Here is a 14,745-nt window from a genome sequence, read left to right as displayed (position 1 = left end):
AGGAGGTGTTCCATGTTCAAGCCCCTGGCGCTGGTCGCGGCGGTACTCACGGCATTCAGCGTGAATGCCTTTGCCGCGAAAACCGAGTTGACCGTGTACACGGCCCTCGAAGCCGAGCAATTGAAGACCTACAAAAAGGCCTTCGAACAGGCTAACCCCGACGTCGAGATCAAGTGGGTGCGCGATTCCACCGGCATCATCACCGCCAAGCTGCTGGCCGAGAAAGACCGCCCGCAAGCTGACGCAGTCTGGGGCCTGGCCGCGTCCAGCCTGGCGATCCTCGACCAGCAAGGTATGCTGGACAACTACGCGCCGAAGGACCTGGACAAGATCGGCAAGCACTACCGCGACGCCGCCAACCCTCCGGCCTGGGTCGGCATGGACATATGGGCCGCGACCATCTGCTTCAACACCGTCGAAGCCGAGAAACAGGGGCTGACCAAGCCGGTGAGCTGGCAGGACCTGACCAAGCCTGAGTACAAGGGCAAGATCGTCATGCCTAACCCTGCCTCGTCCGGCACCGGTTTCCTCGACGTCAGCGCCTGGTTGCAGACCTTTGGCGAGAAGCAGGGCTGGCAGTACATGGACGACCTGCACCAGAACATCGGCCAGTACGTTCACTCCGGTTCCAAGCCGTGCAAGCTGGCCGCTTCCGGTGAATTCCCGATCGGCATTTCGTTTGAATACCCAGCAGTACAACTCAAGCGCCAGGGCGCGCCGTTGGACATCATCCTGCCGAAGGAAGGCCTGGGCTGGGACATCGAAGCCACCGCCGTGATCAAAGGCACCGCGCACAAGGACGCCGCGCAGAAGCTCGCTGACTTCTCCGCCAGCCCGGCGGCCATGGGCCTGTACAAGGACAACTTTGCCGTGCTCGCCCAGCCGGGTATCGCCAAGCCGCAGACCGAATTGCCGGCCGACTACGAGCAGCGCTTGATCAAGAACGACTTTGCCTGGGCGTCGAAGAACCGCGACAGCATCTTGACCGAGTGGCGCAAGCGCTATGACGGCAAATCGGAGAAGGTTGCCGGTCAGTAAGGTTTTTCGTTAGGGCTACTGGCCTTATCGGGGGCAAGCCCCCTCCCACATTTTGAACTGTGAACACTTTCAAGTGTGGGAGGGGGCTTGCCCCCGATGGCGGTCTGCAAAACAGGACATCACGATATGACACACCACAGCGACCTGCTGATCATCGGCGCCGGCATCCTCGGCCTGTCTCACGCCTTTGCCGCCGCCAGGCGCGGCCTCAAGGTCAAGGTCTTCGAACGCAGCGCCACGCCGCTGGGCGCCTCGGTGCGCAACTTCGGCCAGGCCCTGGTGACCGGTCAACCACCTGGGCCGATGCTCGACCTGGCGCGAGAAAGCCGCGAAATCTGGGGCCATTGGGCGCAGGTGGCCGGGCTGCAACTCAAGCGCAACGGCTCATACCTGTTCGCCCGTACCGAAGCCGAAGAGCATCTACTGGAAGCGTTCTGCGCTGGCCGTGCGCAGGAGCACGGCTACCACGTCGAGTTGCTGCAAGGCTCCGCGATGAAGGACCTGTACGGCGGCCAGTTCCGCCATCACCGCGCCGCGTTGCACGGCAAGGATGACCAGCAGTTGTATTCGCGTGAAGCGATCCCGGCGCTGATCAACTACCTGGCGCAAGAGCTGAACGTGGAGTTCTACTTCTCCACCCTGGTGCGCGACGTCGAACCGGGCCAGTTGCACAGCACGGCAGGCAGCTTTCGCGCTGAACAGATCATCGTGTGCTCCGGCCACGACTACCAGACCCTGCTGGCCGAAGCGATGGCCGAACTCAACCCGAGCATCTGTCGCCTGCAAATGCTGCGCGCGCGGCCAGCGGTGAACCTGAACCTGCAACACGCCTTGCTCACCGGCTTGAGCTGCGTGCACTACGGCGCTTTCGCCGATCTCCCGGAAGCGCCGCCGATCCAGGCGCAGATCCTGCGTGAAGCGCCACACCTGCACGAACACGGCATCCATTTGCTGATCAGCCCCACGCCCCATGGCGAACTGATCATCGGTGACTCCCATGACTACGGCAGCGATGCATCGCCGTTCAATGCCGAGCAGGTGGATGACTGGATGATCGAGTTGGCCGAGCAGACCCTGGGCTGCAAGATCCAGGTGGTGGAGCGCTGGCAGGGTGTGTACGGCTCGCGCGGGCCGGCGCCGTTTTCGTTCCTGCGAGCGGCGCCGGGTGTGAGTGCAGCGTTGATGCACACCGGTGTGGGCATGAGCGTGGGGCCGGCGATGGCCGAACGCAATATCACAACCTTGTGGGGGTCGGCGTGATGACCTCTGAACAGACCATCGACGAAGTCTTCGGCTTGTACGAGCAACACGGCACGGCGGATTACATTGGCGAGCCGGTGTCGCAGATCGAGCACATGTCCCAGGCGGCGCAGTTGGCCATGGCCGAAGGCTTCGATGATGAAGTGGTGCTGGCGGCGTTTTTCCACGATATCGGGCACCTGTGCGGCGAGGGCAACGACAACATGGGCGGCTATGGCGTGGTCAGCCATGAGCGGCTCGGCGCCGATTACCTGCGTCGTGCAGGCTTCAGCGAGCGCATGGCCAAGCTGGTGGAATATCACGTGCAAGCCAAGCGCTACCTGACCTTCAGCCAGCCGGACTATTACGCCTGCCTGAGCGAAGCCAGTCGCCGTACGCTCGGGTACCAGGGCGGTGTAATGACCCAGGAAGAAGCGCGGGCGTTTGAGCAAGACCCGCTCTGCGAGATCAGCCTGCGCATGCGCCATTGGGACGAACAGGCCAAGGCAATGCACGTGCCGGTGCTCGACCTCGAGGTGCTCAAGGCCAAGGCGCGGCAAGTGCTGGCGGCTTAGGTTTCGTCGAGGCGCCGGGCCAGTGCTTCGACCTGTTCCTGGCGCTCCGCCTGGCTGAGCTTGGGGTGAGGGTTGAGCGACGACCATTGCGGATGGGCGCGGGCTTTGTGCAACGCGTCCGGCAACTTGCCTTCGCGCCAGGTCTTGTCCTGAGGCGTGTCGACCTTGATGCTGTGCATCGCCGCATGGCCGCGCAGGTCCAGGGCCTTGAGCAACTGGCGTTGGCGCAGGGCGAGCAGGCGCAATACGCTGTCGTCCACGGTCAGCTCGCGCTGGCCTTTGATCTTGCCCAGCAACCGGCTGCCATAGCTGCGCGCGGTTTGCAGCGCGCCGCCGGCAATGGCACCGGCCAGGGCGGCGGCGCCCAAGGTCAGGCCGCCGACCAACAGATCCACACCAGCACCCGCCGCCGCGCCTGCGGCGATCCCGCCACCGACGCGCACGCCGAGTTGCTTGAGGGTTTCCGGGTTGAACAGGTCGTCGCCCCAGCGCCCGTCCAGCAGCGGCAAGTCACTGGCGGCGGCATCCTGCGGGCGGAAGCCGAACAGCTTGAGCAGCGCCTCCACACACTTTTGTTCACGTTGGCGCACGGCTTTGCGCAGGTCGCCGATGGCGTGTTGCTCATCTTCGGTGACCACACTGCGGCGGCAGGCGGCGCAGTCGATCAGCAATTCGGCGATCAGCCGGGCGGCGCTTTGCTGACGGGCCTGGCTCTGCGCCTCTTGATCCAGGATCAGCCGTTCCAATTGCGGTCGTGCGTTTTCCAACAGCAGGGCCAGGCTTTCATACAGGCGCCGTTCGCCGTTTTCCGGTGGTGCCACGCTGTCGAAGCGCACCAGCGCGTGCAGGCCAAGCCGGGCCAGGGCTTCGCGCCAGTCCGGCTCGCGGTGGTCGCTGCTGCTGACAAAGTTGAGCACCGGCAGCAACGGTTTGCCGCAGCTGGCCAGCACTTGCAGCTCATCGCGGTACTTGGCCAGTACCGGCTCGCGAGCGTCGATCACATACAGGCCGGCGTCGGAGGCGAGCAGTTGGCGCAGCACCTTGGCTTCCTGTTCGAAACGCTGGCGCGCTTCGCTGCCTTCCAGGAAGCGCGCCAGGCGGGCCGGGCCGTCGAGGCGTTCGCCGGGGCGATCCAGGCGTTCCAGGTAGTCGAGCAGGGCGATGGCGTCTTCCAGGCCGGGGGTGTCGTACAGCTCCAGCAAGGCTTCGCCGTCGACCGACAAGCGCGCGCCTTCCACATGCCGTGTGGTGCTGGGACGATGGGACACTTCGCCGAAACCGACGTCTCGCGTGAGGGTGCGCAGCAGCGAGGTCTTGCCGACATTGGTGTGGCCAACCACGGCGAGTTTCAGGGGCTTAGTCATGACCGGTCTCCAGCCAGTTCAGCGGCGCGCAGTTGGCAAAGGGCAATTCAAGCTGCTGCAGCGCGGCATGCCAGTCGCCCAGGCGTTCGGCGTCCAGGGCCTGGCCGGGCGGCGCTTGCAGCAGCCATACGCGGGTGGCGGTGGCGCTGCGGGCGAGTTCGGCGATCAGCGCCAGGCTGCCGCGATCCGGCGAGCGGCGCGGGTCGCAGGCGATGGCCAGGCGGGCGGGCGGAAAGCGCGTGAGTTGCTCCAGCAGTTTGTTACGCGATTCGCGGCTGTCGAGGACGCCGGCGTTCTTCACGTTGTGCGGCAGTTTGGGCGGCCAGGAATGCTGGTCGTCCAGTTCGATGGCGACCAGCAGCGCGCCGTCGCTTTGCAGTTCGCTGACGCCGCCGCTGACGTGATGCAGTTGTTCGGGCGCGGCATCATTGACCCCAAGGCGCTCGCTGCTCGGCATCAGGCGCTCGCGCAATTGGCTGTAGCCGGGCAGGTTGAGGTCCAGGCGCAGCGCGGCGCGCCCACGCTTCCAGCGCCACAGGCACAGCAGGGCGAGGATCAATCGTGGCAACAGGCCATAGACCAGCAGCACGCCCACCAGCCATGCGGCCCAGGCTTGGCGGGCGCTTTCGATATTCAGCGCGGAATCGCCGCTGGCACGGATCATCTCGACGCTCGGCACATTGAAGCCCATCAGCACGGGCAGGGTGCCGAGGGCCTGGGTCACGGCGACGAAGGTGTCGGCGCCGAGGATGGTGGTTTCCCACACGAAGCCGTAGCGGCGGGTGGCGAGTAGCGTAAGAAGAATCACCAGGGCGCTGAGCAACGCCAACAACCACAGGCTGTTGACCAGCACACCCACGGCCCAGCGATTGAGTTTCTGGCGTTGCAGCAATAGCAGGAGTGCAGGCGCCAACTGCGCAGCCTTTGCGTCACGGGCGAGTTTTTCGCTGAGCCATAACCACAGTCGCCCGAGGCTGGCGCTGTGTTCACCGGCAAACAGCAGGCCCAAGGCCCAGCTGATCAGCAGGATCAGGTTCAAGCCGAGCAAGCTGCCCAAGGCCCAGAACACATTCACCGGGACCAGCCCGTTGCCCAGCGCGGCAAAGGCCAGGCCCGCGCCGCTGATCACGGCGATGACCGCCAGCAGCACCAGCGCCAGGCGTGCGCCTTGCAACCAGCGGGTGAGGGCGGTCGTGAGCCCATCGCGCTCGGCCAGGTGCAGGGCACGCTGCTGGATACGCGTCGGCAGATCGCCACCTGCCGAGCGGGCCAGGCGATTGGCTTCCAGGTCTTCCAGGGGGCCGGCGTGTTCTTCGCGCAGGCGCACGGTTTCTGTCAGCCAGAGAGTGTGCAGAGGAGTCACGCGTTGTCCTGTCGTGTTTGTGAGCCTGGAGCATAACCCCTGGCTCGGGGCTCTGGTATTCTCGTCGCCATGAAAAAAACTCTCCCTTTAAGCCTGATCGCAGCTCTCGGTGAAAACCGTGTGATCGGCGTCGACAACAGCATGCCCTGGCATTTGCCGGGGGATTTCAAATACTTCAAGGCCACCACGCTCGGCAAGCCGATCATCATGGGGCGCAAGACCTGGGATTCCCTGGGCCGACCGCTGCCGGGGCGCTTGAACCTGGTGGTTAGCCGTCAGACCGATCTGGCGCTGGAAGGTGCGGAAGTTTTTCCGTCTCTGGAGGCCGCGGTGGAGCGCGCTGAGGAATGGGCAACGGCGCAAGGTGTTGACGAGCTGATGCTGATTGGCGGTGCGCAGTTGTATGCGCAGGGGCTGGAGCAGGCGGATCGCCTGTATTTGACGCGGGTGGCGTTGAGCCCGGAGGGGGATGCCTGGTTTCCAGAGTTTGATCGGGGCCAGTGGAAGTTGGTTTCCAATCTGGAGAATCCAGCTGAAGGTGATAAGCCGGCGTACAACTTCGAAGTCTGGGAAAAAGCCTAAAAGCGTCGGGGGCAAGCCCCCTCCCACATGTTGACCGTGTGAGCCCAGTCAAGTGCGGGAGGGGGCTTGCCCCCGATTGCTATCTATCAGGCTTGCGCTAATTCCGCATGCTCATCCGCATTCAACAACGCCTTATCCGTCTGCCCCATGACCTGGCTGGTGATCGCACCTGCCGTCATCGAACCGTTCACGTTCAGCGCCGTACGGCCCATGTCGATCAGTGGCTCTACGGAAATCAGCAGCGCCACCAGTGACACCGGCAAACCCATGGCCGGCAGTACGATCAGCGCGGCGAAGGTTGCGCCACCGCCCACGCCAGCAACGCCTGCCGAACTCAAGGTCACAATTGCCACCAGGGTCGCGATCCACAGCGGGTCCAGCGGGTTGATGCCCACGGTAGGCGCGACCATCACCGCCAACATCGCAGGATAAAGACCGGCGCAACCGTTCTGGCCGATGGTCGCGCCAAACGAGGCAGCAAACCCGGCGATGGATTGCGGGATGCCCAGGCGGCGGGTCTGCGCTTCAATGCTCAGCGGGATCGCCGCCGCACTGGAGCGGCTGGTGAAGGCAAAGGTCAGCACCGGCCACACCTTGCGGAAGAAGCGCAGCGGGTTGATCCCGGCCAGGGACAGCAATAGGCCGTGCACCACGAACATCAGGCCCAGGGCCAGGTACGACACCACCACGAAACTGCCGAGCTTGATGATGTCTTGCAGGTTGGAACCGGCGACCACTTTGGTCATCAGCGCCAATACGCCATACGGCGTCAGCTTCATTACCAGGCGCACCAGACGCATTACCCAGGCTTGCAGGGTGTCGATGGCGTTGAGGACTTTCTGGCCTTTTTCCACGTCATCCTTGAGCAGTTGCAGCGCCGCGACCCCCAGGAACGCAGCGAAAATCACCACGCTGATGATCGAGGTCGGCTTGGCCCGGGCCAGGTCGGCGAACGGGTTGGCCGGCACGAACGACAGCAGCAGTTGGGGGATATTCAGGTCGGCGACCTTGCCCGCGTAATCGCTCTGGATCACTTGCAGGCGCGCCATTTCCTGGGTGCCGGCCACCAGGCCTTCGGCGGTAAGGCCGAACAGGTTGGTCAGGGCGATGCCGATCAGCGCCGCAATCGCGGTGGTGAACAGTAGTGTGCCGATGGTCAGGAAGCTGATCTTGCCCAGGGACGAAGCGTTGTGCAGGCGGGCCACGGCGCTGAGGATCGACGCGAATACCAGCGGGATCACGATCATTTGCAGCAATTGCACATAACCGTTACCGACCAGGTCGAACCAGCCGATGGAGGCCTTGAGTACCGGGTTGCCGTCACCGTAGATCGTGTGCAGCACGGTGCCGAACACCACGCCAAGGACGAGGGCAAACAGCACCTTCTTGGCCAGGCTCCAGTTTGTGCGACGGGTTTGTGCCAGGCCCAGCAACAGGGCCACGAACACCAGTAAGTTGAGAATCAGGGGCAGATTCATTGAAGCTCCGTTGAGAAGGCAGCCAATCGCGCGAGCCTGCGATTGCGAACCGGAAAGCCTAACAGCTTGAAATATATTGATTTAATACCGATATGGAATGGTGACTGTCGTTTTTGGAATAAGCCTTTGACGCCCAGGCACATGCCGTTGGCGCGATCACGACGCAAGCGGTCGTGCTCGGGCGATAACTGTCACAGGGATTTGTTAGCGTCGATGTTTTTCACTCAGGGAGAAACGCATATGAAGCTCGCTTCGAGATTGTTTGCCGCCGCGCTGTGCATTGGCCTTGCCGGACCAATCATGGCCGCCACCGAGTTGAAACACTGGCCGGCCCCGGCCGCCGAGCAACTGAACAAAATGATCGCCGCCAACGCCAACAAGGGCAATTTCGCGGTGTTCGACATGGACAACACCAGCTACCGCTATGACCTCGAAGAGTCCCTGCTGCCCTACATGGAAAACAAGGGCCTGATCACCCGCGACAGCCTTGATCCGTCGCTCAAGCTTATGCCGTTCAAAGACACCGCCGACCATAAGGAAAGTCTGTTCAGCTACTACTACCGCCTCTGCGAAGTGGACGACATGGTCTGCTACCCGTGGGTCGCCCAGGTGTTCTCGGGGTTCACCCTCAAGGAACTCAAAGTGCAGGTTGATGAGCTGATGGCCTCCGGCAAGCCCGTGCCCGTCACCTATTTCGAAGGTGACGCGGTTAAAAAGTCCGAGGTGCAACCGCCGAAAGTCTTCACCGGTCAGGCCGAGCTGTACAACAAGCTGATGGAAAACGGCATCGAGGTGTATGTGATGACCGCCGCTTCCGAAGAGCTGGTGCGCATGGTCGCCGCTGATCCGAAGTACGGCTACAACGTCAAACCCGAGAACGTCATCGGCGTGACCACCCTGCTCAAGGACCGCAAGACCGGCGAGCTGACCACCGCGCGCAAACAGATCACCGCCGGCAAATATGACGAGAAGGCCAACCTCGGCCTGGAACTCACGCCCTACCTGTGGACCCCGGCGACCTGGATGGCCGGCAAGCACGCAGCGATCCTCACTTACATCGACGAATGGAAAAAGCCGGTACTGGTGGGTGGCGACACCCCGACCAGCGATGGCTACATGCTGTTTCACGATGTAGACGTGGCCAAGGGCGGCGTGCATTTGTGGATCAACCGCAAGGACAAGTACATGACCCAACTCAACGGCATGATCGCCAAGCACGCGGCGGCGCAGGCCAAGGAAGGGTTGCCGGTAACGGCGGACAAGAACTGGGTGATCGTCAAGCCTGACGAAATCCAATAAGTCCGAGGTGGCTTTGATCGGGGGCAAGCCCCCTCCCACATTTCGACAGTGTGAACTCGGTCAACTGTGGGAGGGGGCTTGCCCCCGATAGCTATCTGATTGACACCCCAAAGGTCACAGCAAAAATAGATATCAATTGCGAGCCAATCTCATCCTCTGCTAGCGTGCGCACTTCCTGAACCCTCGGTTCTTCTCAAGGTAGTGCTGTGTCCTCCTGGAATTCGCAGATCGCGCGCCTGTTCGCGGAGCAGAAGAAAGCCCTCGAAGCCTTCGTCACCCGCCGCACCGGCAGCGCTCAGGTGGCCGCCGACCTGACCCAGGAATCGTTCCTGCGCCTGGCACGCCTGGATTCCGGCGAGAAGATCGACAACCTGCCAGCCTTCCTCTTCACCATCGCCAGCAACCTGGTGCGCGATCACCAGCGCCAGGCCATCCGCCGTGAGCGCCTGGATGCCGGCGAGCCCAGCGAAGAGCTGCCGTGCGGCAACCCCGGTGCCGACGAACAACTGGCCGCCTACCAGCAGGAGCGACTGATGCAGGACGCCATCCTGGCGTTACCCGAAGCGACTCGGCAGATCTTCCTGCTCTATCATGTCGACGAACTTTCCTACCGCGAGATTGGCGAACGCCTGTCGATCACCCCACGCAGCGTGGAATACCAACTGCGTCGCGCCTTGATTGAATGCCGCGCCTACATCAAGACGCGGCTCGCCTGCGACACACAAGGACGTCGGTCATGACTGCGTTACCCCCTGTCGACGTGTTGTTCGAAGAAGCGTCCGCCTGGTATTTCCGCTTGCAGGCCGAGGACGTGACCCCGGCCGAGATGGACGCCTTTGCCGCCTGGCTCGGGCAGGGCCAGCCCCAGGACGACGCCTGGCAGGAAGTGCAGGCGATGCTCGGTGGTTTGCGTGAACCGGCACGGCTGATCCGCCGCGCCGAGCAGGCCGCGTGGCGCAAACCCGCGCGGCGCTGGGCTTATGCCGCTGCGGTGCTGCTGACGGTTGGGTTGACCGTGCAGCACACGCCCTGGCTCGACCGCCTGCGCGCGGACTATGCCACCGGCACCGGCGAGTCGCGCACGGTCGAGTTGGCCGATGGCTCCCAGTTGCAGCTCAACACTGACAGTGCTGTTCAGGTACGCATGAGCGGCGGTGAGCGTCAGATCCGCCTGTTGCGCGGGGAAGGTTTTTTCAGCGTGACCAAAGACCCGGCGCGGCCCTTCGTGGTGCAGTCCGGCGAGGGCTGGGTGAAGGTGGTCGGCACCCAGTTCAGCGTGGCAAGGCGGGATGCGCAGACGCGCGTGCAAGTGGCGCAGGGCAAGGTGCAGGTCAGCGCGGGCGCCGGTGAGCCGGTCTACCTGGAGCCGGGACGGGCCGTGGAATATCAGGGCGAGCGCCTTGCCGAGGTGCACGGTTTCGATGCGGCCAGCGGTTTTGCCTGGCGCCAGCGACAACTGGTGTTTCGCCAACAGCCGCTGTCGGAAGTGGTCAGCGAGTTGAACCGCTACTGGCCTGGCACGACCCTGGTGCTGGGCGATTCGCTGCGTAATCGCGTGGTGTCCGGCGTGTTCGAGATCGACAAACCCGAGGCCGTGATCAAAGCGCTGGAATACACCCTCAACCTGCGCGCTGAGCGCTACACCCCGTATTTACTGGTGTTGCGCGAAGGCAAAGCCTCTTAGCGGCAACTTTTGCAAAATATTTTCAGGGTTTCCCCGCAAGCCATCGTCCTTGATCACTGAGGCGTAAATAGTAAGCACTCTCAAGTAGTGCGGCGCCGATCACAGACTTTTTGCACCGGGGAGCACTATCCATGGCACACCGATTCGCCGCACGGCCCTTGCTGGCACTGGCCATTTCCATGGCCTGCGGCACTGCGCCGCTGTACCTGCAGGCCGCCGAAACCACCCAGGCCCAGACCTACCGATTCGACATTCCGGGGCAGAGCCTGGACGGTGCGCTGGCGGCATTTTCGGCGGTGACACGGGTGCAGGTGCTGGTGAATGGTGAGTTGACCCAGGGGCTGGTGTCGCCAGGTGTCAGCGGTCACTTGGGGCAGCGCGAGGCAATGGGCTTGCTGCTGGGAGGTACAGGGCTGAGCGCGGCGTTCATCAATGCCGACACCGTCACCCTGGAAAAGCGCGTAGACACTGGCAGTGCCCTCGAAGTCGGCGCCACCACCATCAGCGCTGACCACTTGGGGACGACCACCGAAGGCAGCGGTTCTTACACCACCGGAGCCGTGACCATCGGCAAGGGCACGCAAAAGCTCAAGGACATCCCGCAATCGGTCAGTGTGCTGACCCGCAAAGCGATGGATGACCAGAACATAACCACCCTGACCCAAGCGATTGAAGCGGTGCCGGGCATGGCGTCGGTCAAGTCGCCAGGGCCCGGGATGTTCATGTTTGCGCGTGGCTTCGAGATTGAATCGCTGCAATACGATGGCGTGCCGGTACCCCGTAACGTGTATGCGTTGGGTAGCTACATCACCGAGAACATGGTGATCTACGACCGCATGGAAGTCCTGCGTGGTGCTGCTGGCCTGCTGCAAGGCGCCAACAGCCCGGGCGGGGCAATCAATCTGGTGCGCAAGCGTCCCCAGGCTGCACCGACTGTAACCTTGAGCGCCAAGGCTGGCAGTTGGGACCGGTATGCGTCCCAGGCGGACGTGGGCGGCCCATTGAACGAGGCCGGGACGATCCGTGGCCGCGCCGTGGTCAACTATGAGAAGGGCCACTCCTTCACCGACTACGTGTGGAATTGGGAGCAGACCGTGTACGGCGCGCTGGACTTCGACTTGGACGATGACACGACCCTGGGGGTCGGTTTCAGCAATAAAAAGAGCCATGGCCGTCCGTATTTGATCGCCTTGCCGCGTCACACCGATGGCAGTGCATTGGATGTGTCACGTTCGACCTATACGGGAGCAAGTTGGAACCGCTCGTTCAACGATCAGACGGCGGTATACCTGGATCTTGAGCACCGCTTTAACGATCACTGGAAATTCAACGCCTCCGCGCTGGCGATGAATGAATCCAATGAAGCCACTTATCAATTTATCGTGGGTGCGGTGCCGGTCGGCTCAACGCGCAGCGGTAACTACGCTGACTACTCCACAGATTTCTATGGCAAGAACCGCGGGTTCGACGCCTATGTCAGCGGAGATTTTGAAGCGCTGTCGTTCAAGCAGAGCCTGGTGCTGGGGGGCAACTATTCCAAGTACAACACGGATGACGGCTATGCCCGTGCGTTCACGCCGGGAGCCGATATCGGTGCCATCGACCATCACCGACCACAACCGACCTATAACAGCATTGCTGATCGCGCCAACTTGGCCTTGAGCACCTATGACATCACCCAAAAAGGTCTTTACGGCACCTGGCGGATCAACCTGACGGAGCCTCTGACATTGATCCTCGGCGCTCGTACCAGTTGGTACGACTTCGCCTTCGACCAAGACAACTACTATGCCCGTGAGTATCAGGAGGGTGGTGAAAAAAACTCGGTCAAGAGCAATGGCAAGGTCACACCCTTTGCGGGCCTGGTGTACGCACTGGACGACCAGTGGTCGGTGTATGGCAGCTACGCGGAGGTGTTCATCCCGCAAACCCAGTTGACCCAGCAAAAGACCGGTCTGCCGCCGATCGAAGGGCGCAACTATGAGGTGGGGATCAAGGGGGAGTTGCTGGATGGACGTCTCAATACATCCCTTGCGCTGTTCCGCTATATCCACGAAAACCGCGCCGTCACTGACTTCAGCACCGATATCGATGGACCAAACGCCTGCAGTGGCTGGTACTGCTCCACCGCCTCGGGCAAGGTGCGCAGCCAGGGGCTGGAGGCTGAGGTCAGCGGCCAATTGGCGCCGGGTTTGCAGGTCAGCAGTAGCTATACCTACAACACCACGGTGTTTTTGAAAGACACCGAACTGAAGGGTAAGGTCTTCAGTACGGCGGTGCCCAAGCACATGCTGCGGATCTGGGGCGATTACAAACTACCGGGGGATTTCAACCGTGTCAGCCTGGGTGCAGGGGTCAATGCACAGACGGCGACCACCAGCTTTGACCGCAACTTTGGCCAGGCCGGCTTTGCAATTTTCAATTCCCGAGTCGCCTACGATGCCAGTGATGAAGTCACCTTGGCGGTGAACTTCAACAACCTCTTGGACAAGCGTTACTACATCCCGTCCTACAGCCAGTTGGTAGGCAACAACTACTTCGGCGACCCGCGAAACATGATGTTCAGCGTGACGTACAAGCCGCAGTTCTAGAACCCGGCGCCTATACAAGGGGTCACTTCACCGATTTCAAATGCCAGTTCCATTGCGCAACCAACGCGTTCTCATGCAGTTTGATGAACAGCCCATAGTCGCTCAGGTAGGCTGCCTGATAAGTCCAACCTTTCATCTGAACGCAGTCGAGTACCTTGGCTTGTCCCTTCAGGTCCGGGGTGAGGGTGGCAGCCGGGATTTCCCGAGCGACCTTGCAGGTCACGGTTCTTGGCTCGCTGTTCTCTGGCGAAGGACTGCCATCGGGGTTGATGGATTTTGACCATGTCTGGGTGTAGCCCACCTCACTGGCGAGGGGCAAGTTACGCCAATCGCCTTGAAAGCTCAGGCCAACCAAGAGGCGGGTCTTCACCTTGTCACTGCCGGTTTTGCGGTCCAGACCTTGGCTGTCCAGATCAAACAGGCCTTGGAAGGTCAGCTCCTGGTTAAAGCCAAGTGCCGAGTCGCGTGTTTGTACCAGCGTCTGACCCGATGCGTTGTCGACACTGATGAATGTCTGTTTGGTCTGGTCGCCCACGCGGGTGTTGTTGAAGAGCACGGCGTCATAGTCGTAGGCCAGCTCGCTCAGGGTGCGGGTTGGCGCAGGCAGGCCGAGCGCTCGGATGGCCGCCAGTACGGCTGGGTTGGCATTCGTTGCGCTGGCAGCGGGTGGCAATGCCTGGCGCGCCTTGAAAGCGGGTAACTGGGCCAGCTCCATCGGCGCCTGGCACAGAGCCTTGAAGAGCTGGGCATGTTCGCCGGAAGCTTGCTCCAAGGCTTGCGGCTTGAATTGTCGACGGATTTCGCCGTTGATCATCTGGCGCGTTTCATCGAGGTTGAACTGGCTCATCAACGTAATGGTGCGTTGTGTGCAATCCAGGGTCAGCCGCTCCTGCCGTTGAGTAAACAACGATGCGTTCTTGGCGACCTGATAGTGCAGGTAATCCTGTGCGACCCAGGCGGATATCTGACTGCCTTGCTGCTGCACGCTGTTACGGTCGATCAGCAGCCAGCCCTGATCGGCAGAGGTTTGCAGCACCCGCCAGTCGGGCACGGGACGTGCCTTGCATACGCTCTGCAATTGAGCGCTTTGCTGCAGTTGTTGGGCCTGTGCCGCCGGCAGGTCGACGCCTGTTGCCGGTGAGGGAGTAAATGCCCGCAGGCCCGTGCGCGTGGGGTAGAGCATCCTTCCAGGACCTTGTGTGCAATAGGCGTCGAACTGCACAGAGATCGGGTTTTGCTGCAAATCGACGGAGTACGCGACTCTGTCGCCGTTGCGCAGGATGGTGTAGTCGAGCGCCGGCAGTGTCATGGCTTCGTTGAAGAGTGCCAGGCCTGGGTCCACCTGAGGCTTTTGCAGCGAGCTGCAACCGGCCAACGCCAATAGGGAAAGCGCCCATGCAGCTGGGCGTAGAGCGGAAGAGCGAGCATCCATGCGGGTAAGGTCCTTGAGAATACAGATGCGCCTGTTATCGGCCGGCGTATGAAAAACTACAGCGTCAGAACGCCAGGCAAAAAAATGCCCCGCACTTGGC

At 61.9% G+C, this 14,745-nt stretch carries 12 protein-coding genes; 8 read left to right on the top strand and 4 right to left on the bottom strand.

The genetic code is table 11. The features are described 5' to 3' along the window. The first annotated feature begins 12 nt into the window (after window positions 1-12). The 3 genes from M2497_RS29900 (at window position 13) to M2497_RS29890 (ending at window position 2,852) form a co-directional block, all read left to right on the top strand. Window positions 13-1,038, top strand: a complete 1,026-nt coding sequence (locus tag M2497_RS29900) for a putative 2-aminoethylphosphonate ABC transporter substrate-binding protein (protein WP_248485142.1) — start codon at window positions 13-15, stop codon at window positions 1,036-1,038. 126 nt (window positions 1,039-1,164) lie between these two features. Next, complete coding sequence (locus M2497_RS29895) at window positions 1,165-2,298, top strand: TIGR03364 family FAD-dependent oxidoreductase (protein WP_248485140.1); 1,134 nt, start codon at window positions 1,165-1,167, stop codon at window positions 2,296-2,298. Further along, the gene (locus M2497_RS29890) at window positions 2,298-2,852 is read left to right on the top strand and encodes a phosphonate degradation HD-domain oxygenase (RefSeq protein WP_248485138.1); all 555 of its coding nucleotides are present in this window, start codon (window positions 2,298-2,300) and stop codon (window positions 2,850-2,852) included. Before M2497_RS29895 ends, M2497_RS29890 begins: the two co-directional genes overlap by 1 nt. On the opposite strand, the gene M2497_RS29885 is transcribed toward M2497_RS29890, so the two are convergent. Together M2497_RS29885 and M2497_RS29880 are read right to left on the bottom strand one after the other, a co-directional pair. Further along, a complete protein-coding gene (locus M2497_RS29885) occupies window positions 2,849-4,216 on the bottom strand; it encodes a DUF3482 domain-containing protein (protein WP_248485137.1) in 1,368 nt (455 codons plus the stop codon). The genes M2497_RS29890 and M2497_RS29885 overlap by 4 nt on opposite strands. Continuing rightward, entirely contained in the window at window positions 4,209-5,579 is a 1,371-nt protein-coding gene (locus M2497_RS29880; protein ID WP_248485135.1) for a DUF2868 domain-containing protein, read from the bottom strand. Before M2497_RS29880 ends, M2497_RS29885 begins: the two co-directional genes overlap by 8 nt. 69 nt (window positions 5,580-5,648) lie before the next feature. On the opposite strand from M2497_RS29880, the gene M2497_RS29875 reads away from it, so the two are divergent. Beyond that, complete coding sequence (locus M2497_RS29875) at window positions 5,649-6,161, top strand: dihydrofolate reductase (RefSeq protein WP_248485134.1); 513 nt, start codon at window positions 5,649-5,651, stop codon at window positions 6,159-6,161. An 86-nt stretch (window positions 6,162-6,247) separates the two neighbouring features. Here M2497_RS29875 and M2497_RS29870 read toward each other — a convergent pair whose 3' ends face one another. Beyond that, window positions 6,248-7,639 carry an L-cystine transporter gene (locus M2497_RS29870; RefSeq protein ID WP_248485132.1) on the bottom strand — a complete coding sequence of 464 codons (1,392 nt, stop codon included), beginning with the start codon at window positions 7,637-7,639 and terminating at the stop codon, window positions 6,248-6,250. Window positions 7,640-7,939: 300 nt separating this feature from the next. On the opposite strand from M2497_RS29870, the gene M2497_RS29865 reads away from it, so the two are divergent. The 4 genes from M2497_RS29865 to M2497_RS29850 all read left to right on the top strand — a co-directional run bounded on the left by M2497_RS29865 (window position 7,940) and on the right by M2497_RS29850 (window position 13,213). Beyond that, window positions 7,940-8,938: a haloacid dehalogenase-like hydrolase gene (locus M2497_RS29865; protein WP_166794295.1), complete on the top strand. Its 999-nt coding sequence runs from the start codon at window positions 7,940-7,942 to the stop codon at window positions 8,936-8,938. A 206-nt stretch (window positions 8,939-9,144) separates the two neighbouring features. Beyond that, a complete protein-coding gene (locus M2497_RS29860) occupies window positions 9,145-9,678 on the top strand; it encodes an RNA polymerase sigma factor (protein ID WP_248485130.1) in 534 nt (177 codons plus the stop codon). After that, window positions 9,675-10,622, top strand: coding sequence for a FecR family protein (locus tag M2497_RS29855; protein ID WP_248485129.1), 948 nt, complete (start codon window positions 9,675-9,677; stop codon window positions 10,620-10,622). The genes M2497_RS29860 and M2497_RS29855 overlap by 4 nt, the downstream gene beginning before the upstream one ends. Before the next feature lie 131 nt (window positions 10,623-10,753). Beyond that, complete coding sequence (locus tag M2497_RS29850; protein ID WP_248485127.1) at window positions 10,754-13,213, top strand: TonB-dependent siderophore receptor; 2,460 nt, start codon at window positions 10,754-10,756, stop codon at window positions 13,211-13,213. Between the two features lie 22 nt (window positions 13,214-13,235). Here M2497_RS29850 and M2497_RS29845 read toward each other — a convergent pair whose 3' ends face one another. Beyond that, the gene (locus M2497_RS29845; protein ID WP_248485125.1) at window positions 13,236-14,645 is read right to left on the bottom strand and encodes a surface-adhesin E family protein; all 1,410 of its coding nucleotides are present in this window, start codon (window positions 14,643-14,645) and stop codon (window positions 13,236-13,238) included. Window positions 14,646-14,745: the final 100 nt, after the last annotated feature.

Origin of the sequence: Pseudomonas sp. CYM-20-01, from assembly GCF_023169845.1 — a bacterium.
Taxonomy (GTDB): Bacteria; Pseudomonadota; Gammaproteobacteria; order Pseudomonadales; family Pseudomonadaceae; genus Aquipseudomonas; species Aquipseudomonas azotoformans.
This window is presented reverse-complemented; position numbering and strand designations above follow the sequence as displayed.